General features: G+C 65.4%; 26 protein-coding genes. 12 read left to right on the top strand and 14 right to left on the bottom strand.

Translation table 11 applies throughout. The annotated features are described in order from the left end of the window. Positions 1-124: 124 nt before the first annotated feature. On the bottom strand, positions 125-1,291 hold the full coding sequence (locus AWC08_RS32005) for an acyl-CoA dehydrogenase family protein (RefSeq protein WP_065134255.1): 1,167 nt from the start codon (positions 1,289-1,291) through the stop codon (positions 125-127). Between the two features lie 101 nt (positions 1,292-1,392). Then, on the bottom strand, positions 1,393-2,691 hold the full coding sequence (locus AWC08_RS32000; RefSeq protein WP_065134256.1) for an amidohydrolase family protein: 1,299 nt from the start codon (positions 2,689-2,691) through the stop codon (positions 1,393-1,395). A 303-nt stretch (positions 2,692-2,994) separates the two neighbouring features. On the opposite strand from AWC08_RS32000, the gene AWC08_RS31995 reads away from it, so the two are divergent. From AWC08_RS31995 to AWC08_RS31965, 7 genes are read left to right on the top strand one after another with little or no spacing between them, the layout of a single operon-like run. After that, entirely contained in the window at positions 2,995-3,546 is a 552-nt protein-coding gene (locus AWC08_RS31995) for a carboxymuconolactone decarboxylase family protein (protein WP_069434293.1), read from the top strand. Positions 3,547-3,548: 2 nt separating this feature from the next. Beyond that, positions 3,549-4,844, top strand: a complete 1,296-nt coding sequence (locus AWC08_RS31990) for an aromatic ring-hydroxylating oxygenase subunit alpha (RefSeq protein ID WP_069434292.1) — start codon at positions 3,549-3,551, stop codon at positions 4,842-4,844. Beyond that, positions 4,825-5,151 carry a hypothetical protein gene (locus AWC08_RS31985; RefSeq protein WP_065134259.1) on the top strand — a complete coding sequence of 109 codons (327 nt, stop codon included), beginning with the start codon at positions 4,825-4,827 and terminating at the stop codon, positions 5,149-5,151. The genes AWC08_RS31990 and AWC08_RS31985 overlap by 20 nt, the downstream gene beginning before the upstream one ends. A gap of 3 nt (positions 5,152-5,154) precedes the next feature. Next, a complete protein-coding gene (locus tag AWC08_RS31980; protein ID WP_069434291.1) occupies positions 5,155-6,381 on the top strand; it encodes a metal-dependent hydrolase family protein in 1,227 nt (408 codons plus the stop codon). Continuing rightward, positions 6,365-6,784, top strand: a complete 420-nt coding sequence (locus AWC08_RS31975) for a nuclear transport factor 2 family protein (protein WP_065133108.1) — start codon at positions 6,365-6,367, stop codon at positions 6,782-6,784. Before AWC08_RS31980 ends, AWC08_RS31975 begins: the two co-directional genes overlap by 17 nt. After that, positions 6,781-7,869 carry an acyl-CoA dehydrogenase family protein gene (locus tag AWC08_RS31970; RefSeq protein WP_069434290.1) on the top strand — a complete coding sequence of 363 codons (1,089 nt, stop codon included), beginning with the start codon at positions 6,781-6,783 and terminating at the stop codon, positions 7,867-7,869. Before AWC08_RS31975 ends, AWC08_RS31970 begins: the two co-directional genes overlap by 4 nt. Before the next feature lies 1 nt (position 7,870). Next, positions 7,871-8,659, top strand: coding sequence for an acyl-CoA dehydrogenase family protein (locus tag AWC08_RS31965; protein ID WP_069434289.1), 789 nt, complete (start codon positions 7,871-7,873; stop codon positions 8,657-8,659). A gap of 80 nt (positions 8,660-8,739) precedes the next feature. Here the strand turns inward: AWC08_RS31965 and AWC08_RS31960 are convergent, their stop codons facing one another. After that, positions 8,740-9,915 (bottom strand): acyl-CoA dehydrogenase family protein, encoded by a 1,176-nt coding sequence (locus tag AWC08_RS31960; RefSeq protein ID WP_069434288.1) that lies wholly within the window; start codon positions 9,913-9,915, stop codon positions 8,740-8,742. 210 nt (positions 9,916-10,125) lie between these two features. Between AWC08_RS31960 and AWC08_RS31955 the strand changes: the two genes are divergently transcribed. The 4 genes from AWC08_RS31955 (at position 10,126) to AWC08_RS31940 (ending at position 13,905) form a co-directional block, all read left to right on the top strand. Further along, a complete protein-coding gene (locus AWC08_RS31955) occupies positions 10,126-10,779 on the top strand; it encodes a TetR/AcrR family transcriptional regulator (protein ID WP_065133112.1) in 654 nt (217 codons plus the stop codon). A gap of 206 nt (positions 10,780-10,985) precedes the next feature. Next, positions 10,986-12,188 carry a cytochrome P450 gene (locus AWC08_RS31950; protein ID WP_069434287.1) on the top strand — a complete coding sequence of 401 codons (1,203 nt, stop codon included), beginning with the start codon at positions 10,986-10,988 and terminating at the stop codon, positions 12,186-12,188. Between the two features lie 18 nt (positions 12,189-12,206). After that, the gene (locus AWC08_RS31945) at positions 12,207-13,046 is read left to right on the top strand and encodes a mycofactocin-coupled SDR family oxidoreductase (protein ID WP_065133114.1); all 840 of its coding nucleotides are present in this window, start codon (positions 12,207-12,209) and stop codon (positions 13,044-13,046) included. Between the two features lie 10 nt (positions 13,047-13,056). Next, positions 13,057-13,905, top strand: a complete 849-nt coding sequence (locus AWC08_RS31940) for an SDR family NAD(P)-dependent oxidoreductase (protein ID WP_083271233.1) — start codon at positions 13,057-13,059, stop codon at positions 13,903-13,905. Between the two features lie 66 nt (positions 13,906-13,971). On the opposite strand, the gene AWC08_RS31935 is transcribed toward AWC08_RS31940, so the two are convergent. The 11 genes from AWC08_RS31935 to AWC08_RS31885 form a co-directional block, all read right to left on the bottom strand. Continuing rightward, the gene (locus AWC08_RS31935; RefSeq protein ID WP_069434285.1) at positions 13,972-14,778 is read right to left on the bottom strand and encodes an SDR family NAD(P)-dependent oxidoreductase; all 807 of its coding nucleotides are present in this window, start codon (positions 14,776-14,778) and stop codon (positions 13,972-13,974) included. A gap of 84 nt (positions 14,779-14,862) precedes the next feature. Further along, positions 14,863-17,241 carry a CaiB/BaiF CoA-transferase family protein gene (locus AWC08_RS31930; RefSeq protein ID WP_232007960.1) on the bottom strand — a complete coding sequence of 793 codons (2,379 nt, stop codon included), beginning with the start codon at positions 17,239-17,241 and terminating at the stop codon, positions 14,863-14,865. Beyond that, a complete protein-coding gene (locus tag AWC08_RS31925; protein WP_069434294.1) occupies positions 17,241-18,209 on the bottom strand; it encodes an enoyl-CoA hydratase/isomerase family protein in 969 nt (322 codons plus the stop codon). Before AWC08_RS31925 ends, AWC08_RS31930 begins: the two co-directional genes overlap by 1 nt. Before the next feature lie 3 nt (positions 18,210-18,212). After that, positions 18,213-19,331: a M24 family metallopeptidase gene (locus AWC08_RS31920; RefSeq protein WP_069434284.1), complete on the bottom strand. Its 1,119-nt coding sequence runs from the start codon at positions 19,329-19,331 to the stop codon at positions 18,213-18,215. Beyond that, positions 19,321-20,553, bottom strand: a complete 1,233-nt coding sequence (locus AWC08_RS31915; RefSeq protein ID WP_069434283.1) for a M24 family metallopeptidase — start codon at positions 20,551-20,553, stop codon at positions 19,321-19,323. The genes AWC08_RS31920 and AWC08_RS31915 overlap by 11 nt, the downstream gene beginning before the upstream one ends. Next, complete coding sequence (locus tag AWC08_RS31910; protein WP_065133121.1) at positions 20,550-21,710, bottom strand: amidohydrolase family protein; 1,161 nt, start codon at positions 21,708-21,710, stop codon at positions 20,550-20,552. The genes AWC08_RS31915 and AWC08_RS31910 overlap by 4 nt, the downstream gene beginning before the upstream one ends. 10 nt (positions 21,711-21,720) lie before the next feature. Next, positions 21,721-22,905, bottom strand: coding sequence for a cytochrome P450 (locus AWC08_RS31905; protein ID WP_276077692.1), 1,185 nt, complete (start codon positions 22,903-22,905; stop codon positions 21,721-21,723). Between the two features lie 63 nt (positions 22,906-22,968). After that, entirely contained in the window at positions 22,969-23,163 is a 195-nt protein-coding gene (locus tag AWC08_RS31900) for a ferredoxin (protein ID WP_065133123.1), read from the bottom strand. Continuing rightward, positions 23,160-23,822, bottom strand: coding sequence for a TetR/AcrR family transcriptional regulator (locus tag AWC08_RS31895; protein WP_065133124.1), 663 nt, complete (start codon positions 23,820-23,822; stop codon positions 23,160-23,162). The genes AWC08_RS31900 and AWC08_RS31895 overlap by 4 nt, the downstream gene beginning before the upstream one ends. 32 nt (positions 23,823-23,854) lie before the next feature. Further along, complete coding sequence (locus tag AWC08_RS31890) at positions 23,855-24,247, bottom strand: DoxX family protein (RefSeq protein ID WP_232007959.1); 393 nt, start codon at positions 24,245-24,247, stop codon at positions 23,855-23,857. Further along, positions 24,244-25,071, bottom strand: coding sequence for an SDR family NAD(P)-dependent oxidoreductase (locus AWC08_RS31885; protein WP_069434280.1), 828 nt, complete (start codon positions 25,069-25,071; stop codon positions 24,244-24,246). Before AWC08_RS31885 ends, AWC08_RS31890 begins: the two co-directional genes overlap by 4 nt. A gap of 198 nt (positions 25,072-25,269) precedes the next feature. Here AWC08_RS31885 and AWC08_RS31880 point away from each other — a divergent pair. Then, positions 25,270-25,715 (top strand): PE family protein (locus AWC08_RS31880; RefSeq protein ID WP_142283935.1); only part of this gene is annotated, 446 nt, incomplete at its 3' end.

Genomic DNA, 25,715 nt, shown 5'->3' with positions numbered 1-25,715 from the left:
GACACCCCCGCCCAACGCTTAGCAGCCCTGCTCGATCAAGCCGCCTAACCGCGTTGCACTAACCACTTGACATTGAGGGCGAAAAAGTCGCCGTCAGTTCACGTTCGATGGCTACTAACCTACGTCAGTAGCTTCTGGGCAGCTTAAGCGCATGCGATCCCAGGAAGTTCAGGATCATCTCCTGGCTGATCGGGGCGATCTTCATCAGCCGTGCTTCACGGAAGTAGCGCGTGACGTGGTATTCCTCGGCATATCCCATGCCACCGTGGGTTTGCAGCGCCCGGTCGGCTGCCGCGAAACCCGCGTCGGCGCACAGATACTTGGCTGTATTCGCTTCCCGCCCACAAGGTTTGCCATTGTCGTACAGCCAGGTGGCCTTGCGCAGCATCAGCTCGGCGGCGTCGAGGCGGGCCAGCGAATCGGCCAGCGGGAACTGGATGCCCTGATTCATCCCGATCGGCCGGCCGAAGACCTCCCGTTCGTTGGCGTACTTCACCGCCTTGTCCAGCGCCACCCGGCCGATGCCGAGCGCCTCGGCCGCGATCAGCATCCGCTCCGGGTTGAGGCCGTCGAGGATGTACTGAAAGCCTTTGCCCTCCTCGCCAACTCGGTCTTCGACCGGGACTGCCAGGTTGTCGATAAACAGCTCGTTGGAGCTGACGGCGTTGCGGCCCATCTTGTTGATCGGACGGATGTCGACCCGGCTGCGGTCCAGATCGGTGAGGAACAGCGTCATGCCGTCGGTCTTCTTGGCGACTTCGTCGTAGGCCTGGGTGCGGGTAAGCAGCAGGATCTTGTCTGACTCCATTGCCTTGGAAATCCACACTTTTCGGCCGTTGACGAGGTAGTGGTCGCCGTTGCGCTTGGCGAAGGTGGTGATGCGCGACGTGTCCAGCCCGGCGCCAGGCTCGGTAACGCCGAAACAGACGTGGGTCTCCCCCGTCGCAACGCTCGGCAGCGTGCGTTGTTTGAGTTCGTCGGAGCCGTGCACCACCACGGGTTGCATGCCGAAGATCGACAGGTGAATCGAACTCGCCGCGTTCATGGCGCCGCCGGACTTGGCGACCTCCTCGAGCAGGATCGTGGCCTCGGTGATCCCCAGGCCGTGCCCGCCGTACTCGGTCGGGATGGTCATGCCCAGCCAGCCGCCGTCGGCGATGGCGCGGTAGAACTCGGTCGGAAACTCGTGCGCCTGGTCTTTTTCCATCCAGTAGTGGTCGTCGAACTTGGCCGCCAATTCGGCCACCGACCGCCGGATCAGCTCCTGATCCTCGGTGAGCTCGAACTCCATGGTGCGCACCTTCCTTCCGCGACTCCCCCGCGCGAGCAGACGCAAAAGCCCCTGAAACCGGCGGTTTCCGGGTACTTTTGCGTCTGCTCGCCGGTAGAACGTCAGTCCGTGTTGCCGCTGAGCGACTTCGCGTTGGCCGCGAAGTCGGCGAACGACGAGCCGCCGCGGCTGTCCTTCGCGTGGCCCGCCGCCTTGATGGACACGTCATGCCCTTCGGCGGCCTTGCGCAGCGCGCCGACCGTCGCCTGCTCGCGCGTGATGTGGGTGAACGGGTCGAAGGAGTACCAGCGCATGGCGTTCTGGTGGGTGATCTTGTGGATCTCGTCGTCCGGCACGTTGTTGAGCGACAACACGTCCCACAATTCTTCGGGGGCACCCGGCCACATCGAGTCGCTGTGCGGGTAGTCGGCCTCCCAGCAGATGTTGTCGATGCCGATCATGTCGCGCAGCGCGACGCCCACCTTGTCGCTGATGAAACAGGTGAGGAAGTGCTCGCGGAATACCTCGGACGGCAGCTTCCCGCCGAAGTTCTGGTGCGTCCACGTCGAGTGCATCTCGTAGGTCCGGTCCGCGCGCTCCAGGAAGTAGGGGATCCACCCGGTGCCGCCCTCGGACAGCGCGATCTTGAGGTCGGGGTATTCCTTGATCGGCCGCGACCACAGCAGGTCCGCGGCCGCCTGCACGATGTTCATCGGCTGCAGCGTGATCATCACGTCCATTGGAGCATCGGGCGCGGTGATCGCCAGCCGGCCCGAGGACCCGATGTGCACATTCATCACGGTGTCGGTGTCGCACAACGCCTTCCACAACGGATTCCAGTATTCGTTGTGAAAGCTGGGGTAGCCCATCGCGGCCGGGTTCTCCGTGAAGGTCAGCGCGTGTACGCCCTTCTTGGCGACCCGGCGCACCTCGGCGGCGCACGCCTCGGCATCCCAGATCACCGGGATCGCCATCGGGATGAACCGCGCCGGATACGCGCCACACCACTCCTCGATGTGCCAGTCGTTGTAGGCCTGCACCAGGGCGATCGAGAAGTCGTGATCGTCGGTGGCGAACAATCGGGCGGCGAAACCGGGGAAGGACGGAAAGCAGATCGAGGCCAGGATCCCGCCCGCGTTCATGTCCTTGACGCGCTCGTCGACGTTGTAACAGCCGGGCCGGATCTCGTCCAGACCGGTGGGCTCGATTCCGTACTCCTCCTTGGGCCGGCCGGCCACCGCGTTGAGCGCGACATTGGGAATGACCGTGTCGCGGAACTTCCACATGTCCGAGCCGTCCGGGTTGTGCACCAGACGCGGCGCGTCGTCCAGATATTTGGACGGCAGGTGGTTCTTGAACATATTCGGCGGCTCGACGGTGTGGTCGTCCACGCTGATCAGGATCATGTCCTCTTTATTCACGGGTATTCCCTTCTCATCTGATCCACCTGATCGGGTGTGTAGAGCAGGCTTCAAGCCGCAGAGCAGAGCCCACCTGCGCCGAGCTCTCTATATGTTGAAAACTATCTTCTCGCGAAGCGAGAATCAACATCCAGCATAGGCGCCCACCCGGCCGGAGGCCGTTTTCCGCCGCGGCCAGGCACCCGCGTTGACCACCCTTCAGGCCAGCATTGACCCGTCGCGCAATTCGTGCAAGTCTGTTGGTTAGAAATGAGAATACGATTCTCTCTCAGCGAGAGGATGCACGTGAGAAGGACGACCCGGATGCGTTTACCCCCGCTTCCCGCCGACCAGTGGGACGAGGCTGTCGACGGGGCGCTGGCCGTCATGCTGCCGCCGGAGCGACGCAATCCGCGGGACGCCTCCAACGTGTTGTCGACGCTGGTCAACCACCCTGTCCTGACCAAGGCGTTCCTCAAGTTCAACGTCCACCTGCTGTTCTCCTCCACGCTGCCGCCACGGATGAGGGAACTGGCCATCCTGCGGGTCGCCCACCGGCGCAAGTGCGCCTACGAGTGGGAACAACACGTCGACCTGGCGAAACGAGAAGGCATCACCGACGCCGAGATCGACGCGGTCTGCCGGGGTGACGGTTCGTTCGACGAATTCGAGCGCGCGGTGCTCACCGGTGTTGACGAACTCGACGAACAATCTCAGCTGTCCGACGAGACGTGGGCCACGCTCGGTACCCGCTTCGACGATCGCCAGCGCATGGACTACGTCTTCACGGTCGGCTCTTACACGATGCTGGCCATGGCTCTCAACACTTTCGGCGTGCAACTCGAGACTGACACCCACCTTGACGAGGAGAGGTAACAGTGGCCCACTTCCCCAAACCAGCCGCCGGGAGCTGGACGCAGAACTATCCCGAACTGGGGACCGCTCCGGTCGATTACACCGACTCGATCGATCCCGCGTTCTTCGAGGCGGAGCGCGACGCGATCTTCAAGCGCACCTGGCTCAACGTGGGCCGCGTCGAGCGATTGCCGCGCACCGGAAGCTACTTCACCAAAGAACTGCCATCGGCCGGCAGAGGCATGTCGGTGATCATCGTGAAAACCAAGGACGGATCGGTCAAGGCGTACCACAACGTCTGCCGACACCGCGGAAACAAGTTGGTGTGGAACGACTTTCCTCACGAGGAGACCTCCGGCACCTGCCGCCAGTTCACCTGCAAATATCACGCCTGGCGGTACAGCCTGGACGGCGACCTGACCTACATCCAGCAGGAAGACGAATTCTTCGACGTCGACAAGAGCGACTACGGCCTGGTGCCGGTGCGCTGCGAGGTGTGGGAAGGCTTCATCTTCATCAACTTCGACCGTGACGCCGAGCCGCTGGTCGACTATCTCGGACCGATGGGCAAGGGCATCGAAGGCTACCCCTTCCACGAGATGACCGAAACCTATTCCTACCGAGCCGAAGTCGGCAGCAACTGGAAACTGTTCATCGACGCGTTCGCCGAGTTCTACCACGCGCCGGTGCTGCACCAAGGCCAGTACACCAAGGAAGAAGCCGCCAAGATCATGAAGTACGGCTTCGAGGCGCTGCACTACGAGCTGGCCAGCCCGCACGGGATGATCTCCACCTGGGGCGGTCAGGCACCGCCGGCGGATATGAGCATGGTCAAGCCGATGGACCAGGTGCTGCGCAGCGGGCTGTTCGGGCCCTGGGACAAACCGGAGGTCATCGCGAATCTCGACGGACTGCCACCGGGCGTCAACCCGAAGAAGGTCAAGCAGTGGGGCGTCGACTCCTGGCACTTCTACCCGAACTTCATGCTGCTGATCTGGGAACCGGGTTGGTTCCTGACCTATCACTACTGGCCGACCGCCGTGGACAAACACATCTTCGAGTGCACGCTGTACTTCGTTCCGCCGCGAAATGCCCGGGAGCGCTTGGCTCATGAACTCGCCGCGGTGACGTTCAAGGAATACGCGCTGCAGGACGCCAACACGCTGGAGGCGACGCAGACCATGATCGGCACCAGGGTGGTCAACGACTTCCCGTTGTGCGACCAGGAGATCCTGCTGCGCCACCTGCACAAGGTGACCGGCGACTACGTAGCCGACTTTGCGAAGGAGAGCCGCACCAATGGCAAAGTTACCGTCTGAATTCGCCGACCTGGAACCGTTTCTGGACTGGGACCTGGCGACCGAGCCCGAACGCTACGCCAAGCGACTGGCCTCCACCATGGGTGAGATGCAGGAGTTTTACGACGTCGCCTTCCCGCGCCTGGGCGACGTTATCGCCTACTGTGACCAGTATCCGCTGGACGATCTACCCGAGGACGCGCGCACGCTGATGCACCTGATGCAGTCGCTGGTGATGGTGTCGTTTCCGATCGAGGCGTGGAAGCAGCCGCGAGTCCCCGACAGCGGCGCGGCGTGGGTGGAATGCATCAGGGAACCGGTGATCTGACGGGTGTTGACGCTCAAGGCAGCTGGGCTACTGGACATCGATGCCGGTGAAATCGTTTCGCCGGGCATCCTGCGGATCGATGGTGACCGCATCGTCGGTGTCGGAGACGCGGGCCCATCGGGCCCAGATAATTCGGTGCTTGACCTGGGCGACCAGATCCTGTTGCCCGGGTTGATGGACATGGAGGTCAATCTGCTGATGGGGGGCCGCGGCGAGAAGCCGGGACTGTCGCAGGTGCAGGACGACCCACCGACCCGGGTGCTGCGCGCCGTCGGCAATGCCCGGCGCACCCTGCGCGCGGGGTTCACCACCGTGCGGAACCTGGGTCTGTTCGTCAAGACCGGTGGCTACCTGCTCGACGTGGCGCTGGGCAAGGCCATCGACGCCGGATGGATCGACGGCCCCCGCATTGTGCCTGCCGGACATGCGATTACACCCACCGGTGGGCATCTCGACCCGACGATGTTCGCCGCCTTCGCGCCCCACGTGCTGGACCTGACGATCGAGGAGGGCATCGCCAACGGCGTCGACGAGATCCGCCGCGCGGTGCGCTACCAGATCAAACACGGCGCCCAGCTCATCAAGGTCTGCTGCTCAGGCGGTGTCATGTCGCTGACCGGACCTCCCGGTGCCCAGCATTATTCGGATGACGAGCTGCGCGCGATCGTCGACGAGGCACATCGGCGTGGCCTGCGGGTCGCCGCTCACACCCACGGCGCCGATGCGGTCAAACACGCCGTGGCGGCCGGAATTGACTGCATCGAGCACGGATTCCTGATCGACGACGAGGCGATCGCCCTGATGGTGGAGAACGACACCTTCCTGGTGAGCACCCGGCGACTGGCCGAGGGCATGGACGTCTCGCACGCACCGCCCGAGCTGCAGGCCAAGGCCGCCGAGATGTTCCCGAAGTCGCGCACGTCGATCCTGGCCGCTTATGAGGCCGGAGTGAAGATCGCCGTCGGCACCGACGCACCGGCGATTCCGCACGGCCGCAACGCCGACGAGCTCATCACGCTCGTGGACTGGGGATTGCCGGCGCTGGTGGTGTTGCGGGCGGCCACCGTGACGGCTGCCGAGCTGATCAACTCCACCGAGCTGGGGCGTTTGGCCGAGGGCATGCTGGCCGACGTCATCGCGGTGCCCGGAAATCCGTTGCAGGACATCACCGTTACCCGCAACGTCAGCTTCGTCATGAAAGGCGGCAAGGTGTATGCCTACCAGAACTGACGACTTGGTGGAGATCCAGCAGCTGCTCGCCCGGTACGCCGTCACCATCACGCAGGGCGACATTGAAGGACTGATCGGTGTGTTCACGCCGGACGGAACCTACAGCGCCTTCGGGGACACCTACACGCTGGACCGGTTCCCGGAACTGGTCGCCGCCGCACCCAAGGGCCTGTTCATGACCGGCACCTCGCTGGTGGAGCTCGATGGCGACTCGGCCACCGGCACCCAACCCTTGTGCTTCATCGAACACTCCGCGCATGACATGCGCATCGGCTACTACCGCGACACCTACGAGCGGACCGCCGATGGCTGGCGGCTGAAAACCCGTGCCATGACCTTCATTCGGCGCAGCGGCGTACACGACTCCGGGCGGCCACACGCCGTGGGCCGCCCCACGCCGTGAATGTCGAAGCGTTCCGGGCGGGGCTGTGCGCCTGGCTCGACGAGCATGACCTGACTCCCGGACCGGACCATTCCCTGCAGGGCCAGATGCGGCAGTTCGCCCGGGTCAGCGAGGAGTTGTATCAGGCCGGCTGGATGCGTTACGGCTGGCCCGCGGAGGTCGGCGGACTGGGCGGGCCGGCCCTGTTGCGTGCGATCGTCGGCGAGGAAGTGGTGGGCCGAAGGCTGGCAGAGCCCGGCCCCTATTCGATGGTGGAGGTTCTCGCGCCTACCATGATCGACTACGCCCCAAACGAATTGGCCGCAGAGATGGTGCCACGGCTGCTCAGCGGTCGCGAGCAGTGGTGCCAGGGCTTTTCCGAACCGGGATCGGGCAGCGATCTGGCGTCTCTGACGACCCGGGCGGTGCCGGATGGCGACAACTGGATTGTCAACGGGCAGAAGGTCTGGACCAGTTTCGCGCAGTTCTCCACCCGGTGTGTGCTGCTCACCCGCACGGCACCGGGCCATGACGGGATCACGGCGTTCTTCGTCGACCTGGATACCCCGGGCATCACGGTCCGCCCGCTGCGCACCATGCACGGCGTCGACGAATTCTGCGAGGTCTACTACGACGATGTGGTGATTCCGTCCAGCCGCATGCTCGGGAAGCCGGGGGACGGCTGGCGGCTGGCGATGGATCTGCTGCCGTATGAGCGGTCGACCTGTTTCTGGCAGCGAATCGCGTATCTCTATTCCAGATTCGACGCGCTGATCGCCGAGGTGACCGAGCCGGACGAATCCGCCTTAGGCGCCGCGTATCTCGCACTGCATACGCTGCGCTGCCGATCCCGCGCCACCCAGCACCGGCTGGCGAACGGAGCGCGGCTGGGCCCGGACACTTCCATCGACAAGGTGCTGCTGGCCGGTGCCGAACAACGCCTTTACGACACCGTCCACGACCTGCTGCCCGGCACGCTCGAACTCGACGACACTGCCTGGCGTCCGGAGTATCTCTACTCGCGTGCGGCGACGATCTACGGCGGCACCGCGGAAATCCAGCGCAACATCATCGCCCGTCGGCTGCTCGATCTGGGGAAGGAGTGACATGAACCCCGAGTTGGCGCTGCTGGCCGAATCATTGCGGACGGCGATGACGGCCGCGACCGGGGCCAAGTTGGACGGCGCGCTGGCCGACCTGGGCTGGCTCGAGATGCTCGACGAAATCCCCGCTGCAGCAATTCCGTTGGTGTTCCGGATGCTGGGCGAGACGGGCGCGCATGCGGCCGTGCTGAACGACGTCGTGTTGCGGGCCGCGGGGCGCGAAAGCGGTGGTACGGTGCCGCTGCCCTATGCGGGCGGATCCTGGGTCGTCTGGGAACGCACCGACGCCCACGCTTCAGCGTTGGACGAGGAACTCCCCCTGCACCGGGTGCCCGCCGGGGACGCTGTGCCACTCGGTGCGGGCCGGCAGGCGCTGGGCTGGTGGCTGGTCGGCACCAGCCGGGCCATGCTGTCGCTGGCCCGCCGGCACGCGTTGGACCGCATCCAATTCGGCCGTCCCATAGCCTCTTTCCAGGCGGTTCGGCACCGGCTCGCCGAGACGCTGGTCGCCATCGAGGGCGCCGAAGCCACCTTGCAGGCCGCAACCGACCAACCCGACGACCTGGCCTGCCTGCTGTCCAAGGCGGCGGCGGGTCAGGCTGCACTGACCGCCGCGCGGCACTGTCAGCAGGTGCTCGGCGGCATCGGCTTCACCGCCGAGCATCACTTGCATCGCCACGTCAAGCGCGCTCTTGTGCTCGACGGGCTGCTGGGCAGCTCCCGGGAGCTGACCCGGGAAGCTGGGGCTCATGTCAAGGCGGTGGGCTCGGCGCCCCGGCTCGTCCACCTCTGACGCGCTGACGCCGAGTGTGAACCGTACGACGCGACAGGCCGTTGGGGCGTCGTGGGATTCACGCCCGGGGCAGGCGGACTCTAGTTGCGCGGTAGTCCGAGTACCCGCTCGGCGATGATGTTGCGCTGAATCTCCGAAGTGCCGCCCGCAATGGTGCCGGCGAAGCTGCGGGCGTACCGGTCGAACCAGCTGCCGTAATGGGCATCCAGGTTCAGCGGCGCGAACGGTGCGGTGATCGCGGGGTGAATCAGACCCTCGGCGGCCTTGGCGTTCAACGCATCTTCGGAGGCGCGCTGAACCGCCTCCGAGCCGAGCAATTTCAACACCGACTGCCCGGGCACGTCCTCTTCACCCCGCGCGGCCTTGGCCAGCGTCACCGAACCGAGCAACCGCATCGCCCAGGCGTCCATCACCAGGCTTGCGTAGCGATCGCGTTCCAGCACTCCGGTCGGCGTGAAATCCGTTGTCTGCTGGTCCAATAGATTGGCGTAGTCGAGCCACAGCATGGCGCGCTCGTGGCCGAGCGCGCCCGTCGCTACCCGCCAACCTCCGTCGAGCTCTCCCACCAGATTCTCCGCGGGCACCCGGGCGTCGGTGAAGAACACCTCATTGAACTCGACGTCGTCGTGATCACACACCGAGGCGAACGGCCGTCGCACCACACCCGGGGTGTCCGTCGGAATCAGCAGAACGCTGATCCCCTTGTGCTTCGGCACGTCGGGGTTGGTGCGCACAAACGTCAGCAGCACGTCGGCGTCGTGCGCACCGGAGGTCCACACCTTCTGTCCGTTCACCACGAAGTGATCGCCATCCCGTACTGCCCGCGTCTTCAGCGACGCCAGATCCGAACCGGCCCCGGGTTCGCTCATCCCCAGCGATGCCGTGATCTCCGCCCGCAGGATCCGGACCGCCCAGCGCTGCTTTTGCTCCGAGGTCCCGAATGACAGCAGGGACGCCGCGATAATTCCGACACCCTGTGGGTTGAAGCTGCGATAGATCCGCCGCCGCGCCATCTCGTCTGCGTGGACGTACTGCTGTAACAGTGTCGCGTTGCGGCCCCCGTATTCCGGCGGATTGCCCGGGAGCAGCCAACCGCTGTCAAACAACAGCCGCTGCCAGCGGGCCGCCCACTCCGGCACGTGCGAGCAGGAACGCGGCCGCACCACGCCCTGGGCCTCATCCGGCAGATGCTCGTCGAGAAATGCGACGAATTCGGCGCGGAATGCCTCGACATCGGCATCAAAAGTCAGCTGCACAAAATCTCCTCGCGGCTTCTCCGGCCTCCCGGGTCTGCACTCTCACGAATGTGCTTCCCAAACACGCGTCCAAGAGAATAGTATTCTCGTCGTGAGGAAGTTACAATCTCCAAGACATCGTCCGTGAGGAGGTCGAGCACAGCGATGGCCCGACGTTCTCCGGTACAGTCCAACCATGTTCTCTCCTCGCGGCAATCTTCGGAGCCGCCCGTGACCAGCCCGGGCGAAGAGCCGGCATGGAAACAACGGGCCGTCGAGCGATCCATCAAAACCGCGAAACTGCGGGCAGCCCAGCGCGTCCAGCGCTTCCTTGACGCCGCGCAGGCCATCATCATCGAGAAGGGCAGCACGGACTTCACCGTGCAGGAGGTCGTCGACCGCTCCCGCCAGTCGCTGCGCAGCTTCTACCTGCAGTTCGACGGCAAACACGAGTTGCTGCTCGCCCTGTTCGAAGACGCGCTGAGCCGCTCTGCCGACCAGATCCGGGCCGCGACGGAAAGCCACACCGATGCGCTGGAGCGGCTCAAAGTGGCGGTGGAGCTGCTGTATGAGGCGTCCCGGCCCGACCCGACGGCCAAACGGCCACTATTCACCGACTTTGCGCCGCGGTTGCTGGTCACGCATCCGGCAGAGGTCAAGGTCGCCCATGCGCCGCTGCTGGCTTTGCTCACCGAGCTGATGGAAGCCGCCTGCGACGCCGGCAAGCTGCGCGCCGGGGTCAACCCTAAACGGATGGCCGCGATGACCATGCAGACGGTGATGTTCATTGCACAGTCCAGTGGCGGTTCCGACGACGCCACGGTCCACCCGATCAGCGCCGACGAAGTATGGGACTTCTGCTCACGCGGATTCGCCGGTAGCTAGTTCGGTCGCACTGATCTTCTGACGAGCGAATATCGCAGTGGGATGCCCATGCGAGAATGGTATTCTCGCTTATGAAGAACTTCAAATGGCCGAAACGGATTCCACGTTGACACTCGTTGGTCGGTGATGACAGAGTTCTAAAGGCGGCATGATCGCGCCCCCGTCCGAATCAGGGCCGCGCGTAACCGGCGAGAGGGCAATTACCCGTGACAGTAAGCGCAGCCAGCGACGTCTATTTCGACCCTTACGATGTCGAGCTCAACGCTGACCCCTACCCGATGTTCCGGCGGCTGCGCGAGGAATCACCGCTGTACTACAACGAGCAGCACGACTTCTACACGCTCAGCCGGTTCGCCGACGTCGACAATGCGATCGTCGACTACACCACCTTCAGCTCAGCCCGGGGCGCGATCCTCGAACTGATCCGGGCCAATATCGAGATGCCGCCGGGCGTGCTCATTTTCGAGGACCCACCGGTCCACGACATACACCGTAAGTTGTTGTCGCGCATGTTCACTCCCCGCAAGATCAGCGACCTGGAGCCCAAGATCCGCGAGTTCTGCGCGCGCAGTTTGGATCCGCTGGTCGGCACCGGAAAGTTCGACTTCGTCAACGACCTCGGCGCGCAGATGCCGATGCGGGTGATCGGCATGCTGCTCGGTGTCCCCGAGGAAGACCAGGAAGCCGCGCGCGATTTCGCCAACGCGCAGATGCGCACCGAAGCTGGCAAGCCGATGGATTTCTCGGCCGAAACCATGCTCAACGGCGAGTTTTTCGGTCAGTACATCGACTGGCGCGCCCAACATCCGTCCAACGACATCATGACCGAACTGCTCAACGCCGAGTTCGAGGATGAGACTGGAACCGTCCGCCGGATGCGGCGCGACGAACTGCTGACCTACGTCACCGTGGTCTCGGGTGCCGGCAACGAAACCACCACCCGACTGATCGGTTGGGCGGGAAAGGTTTTGGCCGACCACCCGGAGCAGCGCCGCGCCCTGGTAAAGAATCCGGCTCTGATCCCCGCTGCCGTCGAGGAGTTGCTGCGCTACGAGCCGCCCGCACCGCATGTGGCCCGGTATGTCACTCGCGATATCGAGTACTACGGCCAACGGGTCCCCGCGGGCAGCGTGATGATGATGCTGATCGGCGCGGCGAACCGCGACCATCGCCAATTCCCGCCCGACGGAGACGTTTTCGATATCCGCCGCGAACCGCGTCAGCACCTGACGTTCAGTGTCGGCACCCACTATTGTCTCGGCTCCGCGCTGGCGCGCCTCGAGGGTCGGGTCGCACTCGAAGAGATCCTCAAGCGCTTTCCCGAATGGAATGTCGACCTCACCGAAGCCACGCTTTCCCCGACGTCGACCGTGCGGGGTTGGGAGTCCATGCCGGCCATCTTCGGCTGAGTTACGTAGGAGGGAACCATGACTGGACGGGTAGAAGGCAAAGTCGCCTTTGTCACCGGGGCGGCGCGGGGTCAGGGGCGCAGCCACGCGGTGCGATTGGCCGAGGAAGGCGCCGACATCATCGCCGTCGACGTGTGCAAGCCGATCGTCAAGAACACCACCATTCCGGCGTCGACGCCCGAGGACCTGGCCGAGACCGCCGACCTGGTCAAAGGCCTCAATCGCCGCATCGTCACGGCCGAAGTCGATGTCCGCGACTTCGACGCTTTGAAGGCCGCCGTGGACAGTGGCGTGGAGCAGCTGGGGCGCCTGGACATCATCGTCGCCAACGCCGGCATCGGCAACGGGGGCGACACCCTGGACAAGACCAGCGAATATGACTGGCAGGAGATGATCGACGTCAACCTGTCCAGCGTCTGGAAGTCGGTCAAAGCCGGTGTGCCGCATATCCTCGCGGGCGGCAAGGGCGGGTCGATCATTTTGACCAGCTCGGTCGGCGGCATTAAGGCCTACCCGCACTGTGGCAGCTATGTGGCTGCCAAACACGGGGTGGTGGGCATCATGCGCTCCTTCGCAGTCGAGTTGGGGCAGCACATGATTCGGGTGAATTCGGTGCATCCCACCCATGTCGCCACCCCGATGCTGCACAACGAGGGCACGTTCAAGATGTTCCGGCCGGACCTGGAGAACCCGGGGCCGGACGACATGGCCCCGATCTGCCAGATGTTTCACACCCTGCCGATCCCGTGGGTGGAACCGCAGGACATCAGCAACGCGGTGCTGTTTCTCGCGTCCGACGAATCCCGGTACATCACCGGCGTCACCCTGCCTGTCGATGCGGGAGGCTGCCTCAAATAGGCTCCGTCCTGTGGACGGACACTTAGCCGGATTCGAGGGACGCGGAGCGGTCATCACCGGCGGCGCGAGCGGTATCGGCCTGGCCACCGCCACCGAGTTGGCGCACCGCGGTGCCCGGGTGGTGCTCGCCGACGTCGACCAGCCCGGCCTGGAGCTGGCGGTCACTCACCTGCGCGGAAAGGGCTTCGACGCACACGGCGTGATGTGCGACGTTCGTCACCACGAAGAGGTGGTGCGCCTCGCGGACAAGGCTTTCCGGCTGCTCGGCCAGGTCGACGTCGTGTTCAGCAACGCCGGCATCGTGGTCGCCGGCCCGATCGCAGAGATGACGCACGAGGACTGGCGCTGGGTGATCGACATCGATCTGTGGGGTTCGATCCACACCGTTGAGGCCTTCCTGCCGCGGCTGCTCAAGCAGAACACGGGCGGCCACATCGCATTCACCGCCTCCTTCGCCGGGCTGGTCCCCAACGCCGGACTCGGCGCGTACGGGGTGGCCAAGTACGGCGTGGTGAGCCTGGCCGAGACCCTGGCCCGGGAGGTGAAGGGCAATGGCATCGGAGTGTCGGTGTTGTGCCCGATGGTCGTGGAGACCAAGCTCGTGTCGAATTCGGAGCGGATCCGGGGCGCGGACTACGGCCTGGCGTCGACACCTGATGTGACCGGGTCGTTGGGACCCCTGCCCGAGCAGGACGACACGCTCGGAGTGGCGGATCTGGCCCGGCTGACCGCCGACGCGATCCTGGCCAACCGCCTGTATATCCTGCCGCACGAGGCGTCCCGGGCGTCGATCCGGCGCCGGTTCGAGCGCATCGACCGGATCTTCGACGAACAGGCCGCCGAAGGCTGGCGCCACTAGGTTCCGCGAGCAGACGCAAAAGCCCCCGGGAGCGGCCGCTCCACGGGGGCTTTGCGTCTGCTCGCGCTAACCGGGGCCCAGACGGTAGTCGCCGGTTTGCGGGTCGTGGTACCACCCGCCCGCGGCGTGGGTGCCGCCATCGACATGCAACGTCTGCCCGGTGATGTAGGTGGACATGTCCGACGCAAGAAACACTGCCGCGCGGGCGGTTTCGTCGACGTGGCCGGGCCGGCCCCACGGCACTATGGCACCCATGGCCGCCGTGGCGGCCTCGCCGCCGAGCTGGGCCAGACCCTCTGTCATGGTGATGTCAGGGGCTATCGCATTGACCCGAATACCGTGCGGCGCCAGTTCCAGCGCGGCGGTCTTCGTGTAGTTGATGACGCCGGCCTTGGCGGCGGCATATGCGGCGTAACCGGGTGCGGCCCGAACCCCCTCGATCGAGGTGACCGCGATGATGCTGCCGGGCAACCCGTCGGCCACCAGTTGCCGCGCCACCCGCTGGGTGCACAGCAGCACATGCCGCAGGTTGGCGCGATACAAAGCGTCCCAACCGTTCTCGCTCGTCTCCAGCAGCGGCGAAAAGAACACGCCACCGGCATTGTTGACCAGGATGGTCGGCGTTCCCAGTTCGGCCACGGTCTGCGTCAGGGCCGCGTCGACCTGGCCACTGTCCCGCACATCGGTCGGGATACCCAGTGCACCAATCTCTTCCGCGGCTCGGGCGCAGGAGTCGGGGTCGCGCTCCCAGATGGCCACTCTCGCGCCGAAGGCCGCGAACCCGGCGGCGATGCCGCGCCCGATGCCCGCTCCCCCACCGGTGACCACCGGGACCCGGTCGGTCAGCAGGATGTCGGAGGGATCGATCGGCATGTCGCTACCCCCCGCGAGCAGACGCAAAAGCACCGTGGAGCGGCAGCTCCCGGGGGCTTTTGCGTCTGCTCGCGCCACCAATAGTCACGACGGGCTCCGGCCGATCACGCCATCGGCTTCCAGCTCGGTGATCTCCGCATCGGTCAGGCCCAGCTCCGCCAATAATTCGTGATTGTGTTGACCGAGCAGCGGTGCCGGCTGGGTGTGGAATCGGCAGGGGCCGCCGGACAATCGCATGGGCACGGTGCTGAGCCTAGCCGGGCCGCACACCGGGTGATCGACGACTTCGAAGAAACCGCGCGCCGCGAGCTGGTCCAACTCCGTCTGCCGGTGTGGCTGCATGACTTTGGCGACCGGCACCCCGGCACCCCACAGCGTGGCCACGATCTCGTCCCGGGTCCGACCTGCGCACCACTGCGACAGCCGGACGTCGATCTCATCCTCACTCGCACGCCGCCGCTCCGCGGTGGCCAGCGCCGGATCGGTTGCCCAGGAGGGTGACCCGAGGGCACTGCACAACTGGATCCATTGGTCGTCGGTGGCCACCGCAATCGCGACCCAGCTGTCGAGGCGGCCGAACTCGTCGATGTCGGCACTGAGGTAGAGGTTCTGCGGCGCGGCCGTCGGCCCCCGGTTGCCGGCCCGCTCCAATAAGGCCCCGTACGCAGAGAATTCGATCACCTGCTCGGCCGCGATGTTCAGGGCCGCATCGATCATCGCCGCCTCCACCATCACACCCTGTCCGGTGCGACGGCGGTGCTCCAGCGCCAGCAGCAGCGCGTTGAGCGCGTGGATACCGGCATTCGGGTCGCCCACGGAGTATGGCTCGAACGGGGTGCGATCCGGATACCCGGTCAGCCAGCTCACGCCCGACGCCGACTCGATGACATAGGCGAACGCAGGGTTGTCCCGCCAGGGCCCGTCCAATCCGAAGCCAGGCATCCGCAGCAGGATCGCTTCCGGCCGAACCGCTTGTACCGCAGCGAAATCCAGGCCGATCTGATCCAGCACACGGGGGGTGAAGTTCTCCGCGATCACGTCACAGGTGCCGATCAGCTCAAGCAGCAACTCCCGGCCCCGCGGCCGCTGCAGGTCCAGGGTCAAACTTTTCTTGTTGGTGTTGAGCGCCGCGAAGATCGGCGACTTCTCCCACCACTGCTCCTCGGTGACCGGAATGCCCGCGATGAGCCGGGTGCCGTCTGGGCGGCGGGTGGATTCGATGTGAATCACTTCGGCGCCCAGCATCGCCAGCAGGTGCGTGCAGGACGGCCCCGCCCAGAACGCGGTCATATCCAGCACACGCAGGCCAGCGAGGGGTAATTCCGTTGGGGCCGAATCCACTACGGTTCTCGGCACCAGGGTCGCCGAACGGTAGTACGCGGTGTGCTCACCGAGCCGAGGCGCCACACCAGGTTCCCGCAACCGCGCCGGCCGCATTCGGTACGGATGTGCCGGCTGGTGAAATCCATCACGGGGATTGCGCACGAACGAGCCCCGCTCGACGAAGTGTTCCAGCGCAACGATGTTGGCGCCGTTGGCCACCGGGGCGTTGGGTATCCGAAAGGCGGTCGCCAGTTCCCGGATCTCGTCGGCCGGGTGGTTGCGCACCCACTCGTAAATGTCGGCGGCGTAGACGTTGGCCAGTTCGGTAATGGACAACGGGGATTCTTCGTCGATCCATTCCGGATGTCCCACCATGGCGCACAAGTCGAACCACTGTTGCGCGGTCCCGCAGCCGAGGTCCACCAGTCCGCCCTGCGCCTGCGCCACGCCGGGGACGGTGAGGCGGCGGGTATCCCGCCACGGGCGCCCGAGCATCTCAAAGTAGGTCACCGGATAGTAGGTGAGACCGAGGATCTGGGCTTCCAGCATCGACAGATCGATGAGTTGGCCCGGGCCGCGACCGCCGTACAGCGCGGCCAGGATCGCGGCACTGGCGTAGGCGCCCGCGAGGTACTCGCCGACCTGACCGCCGACGAACACCGGGGCACGATCCGCGACACCGCGCCCCAAGCCGATGATCCCGCCGGACCAGGCCTGCAGCGTGAACTCGGTTGCCGGACGGTCCCGCCAGGGCCCGCGCAAACCGAACGGGGTGATTGACGCGACGACCAGGTGCGGAGACTGCTCACGCAGCACATCGGGCGAGACCCTCTCGGCCACAGACGATCCCGGCGACCACACCACCACGTCGGCAGCGCCCAGCAACCGCCCGACGAAGTCGGAGTCTACGTCCGGGTCGGCGACCACACTGTGCTTGGAGCCGGCCAGGAAACTGAACAACGCACCGTCACCGGTCAGTTCAGACCGTGACGCTGACCACGACCGGAGCCAGTCCCCCTGCGGTGACTCGACTTTGATGATGTCCGCGCCGCCGTCGGCGAGCAGTTTGGTGCAGTAGGCGCCGGCGATCCCGGAAGACAGGTCGAGCACGGTGTAGCCGGACAGCGGTGGTTGTGTCACTACCGCTTGGCCTTTCGTCCCGTGCGGCGGGCCTTCTTGCTCAACCGCCATTCCGGCGGGAACTGGTCGTCGTTGGCTTTGACGGCGTCACCGAGACCCCGCTGCAAAGCCTCGTCGAGCCCGAAGGCGCCATCCGCGCGCACCAGACCGCCGGTCGACTCGAAGAAACCGCTGAGCAGACTTCCCATGTACTCACCCTGGAACTGCTTCATGATCTCGAAGAACGTCTTCTGCATGAAAACGGTGTCCGTGGGACGGTTGCGGGCGCAAGCAAGCGCGTACTTCGCCACCTCGGCCTCCAGCCTCGCGCGTGGCACCACACTGTTGAGAAAATTGCACTCATACATTTCGGCGGCGGTGAATGCGCGCCCGGTGAACACCATCTCCTGGAACTTGCGGATACCCATGGTCTGCGCCCACCACCACATCCGCGGTCCCCAGCCGTAGTACCGGAACGACGGATGCCCGAAAAGCGCATCGTCGGAGGCGATTACCAGGTCGGCGTCGGCGGCCTGGTAGAAGTGCCAGCCGTAGCAGTACCCCTTGACCTCCAGGATGGAGATCTTCTTGAAGTCCTGCAGGCCGCGGATCCCGGAGTTCGGGTTGGCATACCACTGCCCCACCGAGGCGCCGTGCCGGAACGATCCTTTCGGCGGGTAGCTGACATCACCGGCGCCCAGTCGGAATTCGGCCAGCAACTCTCTCGGGTCATCGGAGTCTTTGGCCCGCATGAACTCTTCGAGGTCCGCGCCGGCACCGAGATCGTCGCCGGCTCCGCGGATCACGACGACCTTGACGTCGTCGTCTACAGAGGCCCGGTGCAGCAGGTCGGCATAGCGTCGCCGGGCGGCGATGGTCGGTGCGTTCAGGTACTCGGGCCGGTCGAAACTGATGGTGGCGATCCGCGACCCGGTGTCCTTCTCGTAGCGAATCATCCGCTTGGCCTTCGGTTCCGGCGCCGAGGCCATCAGCTAGACCCGCCAGAACGGGCTGGCGGTCAGCACCTGCGGACCGTCCGCCGTGATCAGCACCGCTTCGCGACCGAACACCGCGCCTAGCCCCTGCTCCCAGACGTAACCGGTGACCGCCAGCACCATGCCCGGCTCGAGCCGCTCCTCGTCCGCCGTGCGGGGCAGGCGTGCGGAAATGACCGGCGGGTCGAAGCCCATCCCCAGGCCCCGAGCCACCGGCATCGGTGGAGCAGGCTCCCCGGCGGCGGCGTAGGCGGCCAGCAGTTCATCCGCTCGCGCACCTGGTTGGCAGACGGCAATCAGCATGTCCCACAGCCGGTCCCAACGCCGGAACAGCCCTGCCGCGCCGGCGATGTCACCGACCGGCCAGGTGCGTCCCACCTCTCCTATGTACCCGCCGGCCAGCACGCCGGCGGACAGCACCACTAGGTCTCCGGACTGCACGCGGCCGTCGCCGGCTGCGCGCCGCCAGGGATGATCGCGCGAGGTCACCCAGGCCACATCCTGGCTGGACGGGGTGCTGACGCCGCCAACGGCAACCGCCTCCAGCAGCACCCCGGCCAGATCCTGTTCTCTTACCCCTGGCCGCAATTCGGCCACCGCCGCGGCCAGACCGGCTTCGGCCACCCCGATCGATACCCGCAACGCATCGACTTCCTCGTCGGTCTTGACCCGGCGGGCCGCGCGCATGGCGAGTTCGCCGTCGACCAGTTCGGCATTAGGGAAGGCGGTCGGGAGCAGCTGCGCGAAAACCGGCGACAGCGCGTCGGTTCCGACCCGCCGCGCGGTGGAAGCCCCGTCGATGCGGCTCAGCGCGGCGATGGTGTTCGCCGGATTCCAGGAGATGCCGTACAAGTTCTCATGCGGGATGTCCTCGGGAATGCCTTCGTCCCAGGTACTGAGCAGATGCACGGCACCCGTGGCCCGCACCAGCACACAGGTCGGCCCGAACGGCCGCGTTCCGGCCACCCACAGTTGCGGTGCGCCGGTCACATAGCGGACGTTGGCCTGCCGGCCCAGCACCAGCACGTCCAAGTCGTGGGCTGCCATCTGAGCCCGAGCGCGCTCCCGGCGCCCCAGGCGCAATACCTGTGCGTCGGCCAGGACCTCAGTCGACATACGGGTCATAGGGGTAGTCGGTCAATCGAATCGAGCCTTCCTCGGTAATCACCAGGACCTCTTCACTGCGGTAGCCGCCGGTGCCGTCCTCCCACACCACCGGTTCCAGCACCAGCACCATGCCCGGCTGCAGCACGAAGTTCTCGTCGAACTCCTCACCGAGATCGGTTCCGATCATCGGCATTTCGGCCGCGTTGACGCCGATCCCGTGGCCCAGGTAGAAGTGCGGCAGCCACGGCCGGGTGCCGCCGTTGGCCGCGATCGCCGCGCGGCCCAGATCGGCGGCGGTGGCTCCGGAGCGGGCCACACCCAGTACGGCGTCCATGATCGAGCGCCATCGGTGGAATTGCTCCTGCTGGCGTGGCGAGGGATCCTGCCCGACGATCCAGGTCCGGCCGAAATCGGAGCAATAGCCGTCGTAGGTGATGCTGACGTCGGTCCACAGCACGTCACCCCGGACCAGTTCGCGTTCGGTGCTCAACAGTGGCAGGGCCAGATCCCCGTGGGTGGTCCAGACGCCCTCGGCCTTGCTGTGCGGCATTACCTGCCAGATCGGCTCCAGCATGCTGGTCATCGCGCCCAGTTCGAAGGCGCGACGCACGAACCGTGCCGACAAGTCGATCTGGCGGATTCCAGGAGCGAGCGCTTTGTGGACTTCGACCATCGCTTCGTCGGTGATGCGCACCGCCGTGCGAATGCACGCCAGCTCGTCTGGAGTCTTGATGACCTTGGCCGCGCTGATCACCGCGGCCCCGTCGAGGGGAAAGCCGTGGGGAAACAACCTCTCGCGGGCACGCGACATCGCACCGGTCAGTTCGTCGGTCGCGACGGTGGCCCCGCCCGGAATGAGATCCGCCAACACACGCGCGAAATCCGCTACACCCTCGTCGAATTCGAGGTAGACCGGTCCGTGCAGGTGGTCGGCCGGCAACTCACACTCCTGCGCGGCACCCTCGCGGAACGGTAGGAACAAATGCGGCCACTCGTCGTCGGCGAGCACCACGGCCACCGGCCGCTCGACGTACGACAGACCGGCATCACCCAGTGGCCAGCTGGCGCCGGTCGCGTAGACCACCGCGTTGTTGCCCAGTAGCACCAGGGCGTCGACACCACGCTCGGTCATCGCCGCGCGCAACCGCGCCCCCGTCTCGCGGCGCATCCGGGACAGATCGGGCGTCTCCGGTATCGCCAACCCGCTGTCTTGTCGCGCGAAAGTGGTCATAGTCCTAGGAATTCGCTGATGTTGCCGCTGACGATGCGGGCCGCGTTGTCCGGACCGACGGCGTCGACGACGGCTGCCAACGACTTCTCTGAGTAGCCGTACGTGCTCTCGTTGTGCGGGTAGTCCGACGACCACATCACCTTGTCGACACCGATCCGGTCGATCAGCTCCAGGCCCAACGGGTCGACCATGAACGACGCGCTCATGTGGGTGTCCCAGTAGTAGCGGACATCGTGTTCCAGCGGCCGGTTGAACATGTGCTGATACGACGCCACCAGGTGTTCGGCGTCCTGCAGGGCCCATGGCACCCAGGCGATCCCGCCCTCGAACCAGCCGATCCGCAGCGCCGGATGCCGATCGAGGATGCCGCCGAAAATGTACTTGGAGAACGTTTCCCGGAAGCCGTCGATGTTGATCATCATCCCGACGACGACGCTGTTGAACTCGCACGGGCTCTTCGGCGGAGTCTCGCCGATGTGGTGCGTCAAAGGAAGGCCCGCGGCCTCGATCTCATCCCATACCGCACTCATGGCGGTACTTGAGTAGTCGATCGGGTTGCCGTCGTCGTCCTTGCCCGGGTTCAGTGGCATCAGAAAAGTCCGCAGCCCCAGCGATTTCAGCTCGGCCAACGTACGGCGGGTGCCCTCAGGATCCCACCAGTTGATCAGCCCGGCGCCGTAGAAGTGGCCGCCCGACCGCTCCTGCAACTCGGCGATGTACTCGTTGTAGATGCGGAAGGTCAGTTCACGAAGCTTTTTGTCGGGGTAGTGGAAGAGCGCGAGCACCGCGTTGGGGAAGGCGAGTTCTTTGTCGACGCCGTCCTCGCGCAGCTCTTGAATCCTGGCCTCGATGTTGGTGCTGGCCGCCCCGGGCAGGTCGTCGTACTGCATCAGCACGGCACTGAAGTCACCCGGCAGGAACGACTGGCCTTTGCGGCCAACCTGATACGCGCCTTCCTCGTACCAGATCCGCGGCGCCTTGTCCTTCAGGTTCTCCGGGAAGCGTTCGTAGAAGATGTCGGCGGCCAACGAGATGTGATTGTCGGCCGAGAACACCTCGGTCCCGGTCGGCAAACCCACGTTGCTGCCGATTGCGTGCCCTTTGCGATCCTTGGGCGCGCCAAAGCCTTTCGGCGGATACAGGGTGCTTGTCATCATTGACCTTTCGTTACCAGGTGACCGGAAGTTCGTAGACGCCGTAGGCGAGGCGGTCGTGTTTGAACGGAATGTGTTCGAGCCCAGCAGCCAACTGCAGGGTGGGGATACGCCGGAACAGGGTTCGAAAGACGACCTGCATCTCGGCGCGGGCCAGCTGCTGACCGACACATTGGTGCCGGCCATAGCCGAAGGCGACGTTGCGGTCGGCTCCCGAGCGGTGCAGGTACAGGCGTTCGGGTTCGGTGAAGGCGTGGCCATCCCAGTTCGCCGGGGCCAGGTCGATGATGATGCCCTCACCGGCGCGGATCACCTCGCCGGCGATCGCGATGTCCTCGACGGCGACTCGGCGCTGTCCGTTCTGGATGATGCTCAGGTAGCGCAGCAGTTCCTCGACGGCATTGGCGACGATTGTCGCGTCGTCGGCGTCACGGATGGCAGGCAACTGGTCCGGGTTTTCCAGCAGCGCAAGCACTCCCAGGCCGAGCATGTTGGCGGTGGTCTCGTGCCCGGCGATCAGCAGCCCGGTAGCCAGCTGAGCCGCCTCTTTGACGTTGAGCTCACCGGCGTTGACTCGCTCGGCCAGATCGGAGACCGCGTCCTCGGCGGGAGTTTCCATCTTGGCTTGCACCAGATCGGCCAGATACTTGTTCAAACTCATCGCGCCCTTGACGGTGTCTTCACCGGATGCGTACCGCGCCAGCCCGACATTGGCGTGATGCTGGAACATCTCGGCATCCTCGTAGGGGACGCCGAGTAGCTGGCTGATCACCAGCGAGGGCACCGGCAGTGCCAGTGCGCTGACGATGTCGACCGGCTTGGGTCCGGCCAGCATCGCGTCGATGTGCTCGTCGGTGATCTGCTGGATGGCCGGCCGCAATCCTTCGACCCGCCGAAAGGTGAACGGCTTGGACAACATTCGCCGGAAGCGGGTGTGTTCCTCGCCGTCCGCGGTGAACACCGACCGGGGCCGCTTGTGCACCGTCGCCAGCATCCCGGCGTTCCAGTGCGGGAAACCGGGCAGCCGGTCGTCGACGCTGACCCGTGAATCCGAGAACAGTTCGCGGCACTGCTCATAACCGGTGATGAGCCACGGCGTGCTGCCGTCCCAGATGCGCACCCGCGACAGCGGCTTGGCCTCGGCCAGGGCCATCACCCCCGGCGGCGGGGCGAATGGGCAACCGGCCGCGCGGGGCATCGGGTACTCGGGTACGTCGGCAGCCGTCTGCGTGGTGGTGCTCGCCGTCGTCTCGGACACGACTCACTCCTCGATGTGGATGGCCAGAGCCGGGCAGAAAGCGGCGGCTTTGCGGGTGGCCGCGGCCTGATCGGCAGGTGGGTTCGGGTTGAGCAACACAACGACGCCGTCCTCGTCGCGCTGGTCGAAGACCTCGGGCGCGTTCAACACGCAGTTGCCCGACGATGCGCAAACATCCTGGTCGACACGAACTTTCATGGAGCCGGCTCCTCAGTCACGGGTGCCAGCCACAGGCCGACGATCGCGTCGATGAGCCCGGTTGCGGCGGCCCGCCAAGACCGGCGCGGCATTGAGGTGCCTTCGGCCAGGGCGCGTTCCAGATCCGCGCAAGTGTGCATCAACAGGTTGCGCGCCATGATGTTTCGCTCGTATCGGACGGCCACCGGAAGTTCCGGAAGGCAGCTGTTGATGCCGTCGATGACCTGCACCAGTGACGGCGAGCTGAGCGCGTCCTTGACCACGATGTTGTGATAGGCCGGGTCGGTCATGGCCTGTGCGGCGAACCGGGCGTACCAGGTGGGGTTGCCGAGCGCCTCCAGATGCTCGGTGAGCGGGCAGACCAGGCAGGCCACCCAGTCCCGCATCCCGGCCGTGCCAGACAACGCGGCCACCATCTGTTCGCGCAGTTGCTCGACGGGCCCGCGATGCTTCTCCTCGATAGCCCGCACGAGGTCGGCCTTGGTGCCGAAGTGATAGCCCACCGCGGCGTTATTACCCTGTCCGGCAGCCTCGCTGACCTGCCGGTTGGACACCGCGAACACCCCGTGTTCGGCGAACAACCGCTCGGCCGCTCCGAGGATCGCCTCCTGCGTCGAGCTGGCCCGGTCGCCGCGAACAGCACGCCCGACTGTGGTCATACGCCCAGTCAACCGCGCAGCGTGGTATTAAGTCAAGCGATTGATTTAAACCGGGCGTCGATGCACCAAAGGGCCCAGATCACCAGCAGCGGCTGGAACAGCAGCCGGATGCCGCGCGCTACATCGGAGTCAAGTCCGAAAGCATCTGTATGCGAGAGGAATTGGGCGATATTGCCGGGGAACACCAGCACGAAGAAGAGCGCAACGACCCATCCCATCGCGGCCCGCCGGTGCGCCAGCGCCAGCAGGCCCACACCCAGAACGATCTCCACCACCCCAGAGGCGACCACCACGAAATCGGCATTCAGCGGCAACCACCGCGGCACCTGGGCGTAGAACGAGGTGCGCGCGAAGCCCAGGTGGGCCACTCCGGCGAAGATCAAGAAGGCGCCGAGCACCAGACGGCCGACGGTTCGGGTTGTCACGGTCGTCCGGATTGGAAACGCGCCGTCATCGGCCCGAGGATGCGCTGGTAGCCCGCTGGCGCCAACCGCACCAGCAGTTCGTAAGCCTTGGCGTCCGGCCCCACCACCACTCGCGCCTTCTTTTTCCGAACCGCTTTCAGGATGATCCGTGCGGCACGCTCGGCGCTGGTGATGGCGACCTTGTTGAAGACCCGAACACCGGCGTCTCTGTCCAGGCCTTCTGCGTGTCCGGCGTTAGCCGCGATGGCCGTCTTGACGAAACCGGGATGCACGACGGTCACCGCGACCGGGTGCCCGGCGATCGCCATCTCCTGGCGCAGCGCCTCGGTGAAACCGCGCACCGCGAATTTCGCGGAGTTGTACGCCGCCTGGCCCGGGACGCCGAACAGGCCGAACATGCTGGACATGTTGACGACATGGCCGTCACCGGATGCGATCAGATGCGGCAGAAAAGCTTTCGTTCCGTTGACCACGCCCCAGTAGTCGACATCCATCACCTTCTCGATGTCCTTGAACTGACTGACCTCGACATCGCCGAGGAAGGCGATGCCCGCGATGTTGTAAATCTGGTGCACGATCCCGAAGTGGGCGTTGACGCTGTCGGCGTAGGCGAGGAAGGCCTCTCGTTCGGTGACGTCGAGGCGGTCCGCCCGGACCGGTGCGCCGATCCGCCGGATCAGCGCCTCGGTCTGACCGAGGCCCTCGACGTCGACGTCGCTGATCGCCAGCCGCGCCCCGGATCGGGCCAGTTCGACCGCCAGCGCCCGGCCGATCCCCGAACCGGCTCCGGTGACCACCGCGACCTTGCCCGCAAAACCGTCCATCGCTGACCTCCCGATCTTCGACTCTGGACCTACATCGCGCAAAGATGCTGCTCTTAACGGGCCCACCGCGACGCTGCCGGCCTAGGTCACATTGGCGAAAGCTTCTCCCTAGCACGCCAGAATATGTTCGAATCTGGTCCCCCGGTTACGGAAATTCCCGGGCTCAGTTGAGCGTTTCGACCCGATCAGAGGTGTCCTATGGCGTTTTTGAGCACAATTCCGGACCAGATGACGGCGGCGGTCACGACGCTGTCGAACATCGGCTCGGCCCTGACAACGGCGAACGCCGCGGCGGCAGCCCCAACGATTCAGCTGCTGGCCGCTGCCAACGATGAAGTGTCGACGGCGATTGCGGCGTTGTTCTCCGGGCACGCCCTCACCTATCAGGGGGTCGGTGCGCACGCGGCGGCCTTTCATAGCCAGTTTGCGCAGGCGTTGAATGCCGGTGCCGCCGCGTACGCGGAAGCCGAGGCGGCCAATGTTTCGCCTTTGCAGCTGGCGCTGAATGAAATCAATGGACCTGTCCAGACGCTGACCGGGCGTCCCTTGGTCGGTGATGGCGCCAACGGCACCCCCGGCACGGGTCAAAACGGCGCGCCAGGCGGGTGGCTGCTGGGCAATGGGGGCGCCGGCGGGTCCGGGGC

It is taken from the genome of Mycobacterium gordonae, from assembly GCF_002101675.1.
Lineage (GTDB): Bacteria > Actinomycetota > Actinomycetes > Mycobacteriales > Mycobacteriaceae > Mycobacterium > Mycobacterium gordonae.
This window is presented reverse-complemented; position numbering and strand designations above follow the sequence as displayed.

What these genes read in the sequence shown, in the direction of transcription:
- AWC08_RS31885 (WP_069434280.1), bottom strand. Translation starts at nt 25,071, where the DNA reads ATGGACGGTTTTGCGGGCAAGGTCGCGGTGGTCACCGGAGCCGGTTCG.
- AWC08_RS31975 (WP_065133108.1), top strand. Translation starts at nt 6,365, where the DNA reads ATGCCTACCAGAACTGACGACTTGGTGGAGATCCAGCAGCTGCTCGCC.
- AWC08_RS31925 (WP_069434294.1), bottom strand. Translation starts at nt 18,209, where the DNA reads ATGGCCTCGGCGCCGGAACCGAAGGCCAAGCGGATGATTCGCTACGAG.
- AWC08_RS31895 (WP_065133124.1), bottom strand. Translation starts at nt 23,822, where the DNA reads ATGACCACAGTCGGGCGTGCTGTTCGCGGCGACCGGGCCAGCTCGACG.
- AWC08_RS31945 (WP_065133114.1), top strand. Translation starts at nt 12,207, where the DNA reads ATGACTGGACGGGTAGAAGGCAAAGTCGCCTTTGTCACCGGGGCGGCG.
- AWC08_RS32005 (WP_065134255.1), bottom strand. Translation starts at nt 1,291, where the DNA reads ATGGAGTTCGAGCTCACCGAGGATCAGGAGCTGATCCGGCGGTCGGTG.
- AWC08_RS31920 (WP_069434284.1), bottom strand. Translation starts at nt 19,331, where the DNA reads ATGTCGACTGAGGTCCTGGCCGACGCACAGGTATTGCGCCTGGGGCGC.
- AWC08_RS31910 (WP_065133121.1), bottom strand. Translation starts at nt 21,710, where the DNA reads ATGATGACAAGCACCCTGTATCCGCCGAAAGGCTTTGGCGCGCCCAAG.
- AWC08_RS31905 (WP_276077692.1), bottom strand. Translation starts at nt 22,905, where the DNA reads ATGCCCCGCGCGGCCGGTTGCCCATTCGCCCCGCCGCCGGGGGTGATG.
- AWC08_RS31965 (WP_069434289.1), top strand. Translation starts at nt 7,871, where the DNA reads ATGAACCCCGAGTTGGCGCTGCTGGCCGAATCATTGCGGACGGCGATG.
- AWC08_RS31995 (WP_069434293.1), top strand. Translation starts at nt 2,995, where the DNA reads ATGCGTTTACCCCCGCTTCCCGCCGACCAGTGGGACGAGGCTGTCGAC.
- AWC08_RS31900 (WP_065133123.1), bottom strand. Translation starts at nt 23,163, where the DNA reads ATGAAAGTTCGTGTCGACCAGGATGTTTGCGCATCGTCGGGCAACTGC.
- AWC08_RS31985 (WP_065134259.1), top strand. Translation starts at nt 4,825, where the DNA reads ATGGCAAAGTTACCGTCTGAATTCGCCGACCTGGAACCGTTTCTGGAC.
- AWC08_RS31915 (WP_069434283.1), bottom strand. Translation starts at nt 20,553, where the DNA reads ATGACCACTTTCGCGCGACAAGACAGCGGGTTGGCGATACCGGAGACG.
- AWC08_RS31935 (WP_069434285.1), bottom strand. Translation starts at nt 14,778, where the DNA reads ATGCCGATCGATCCCTCCGACATCCTGCTGACCGACCGGGTCCCGGTG.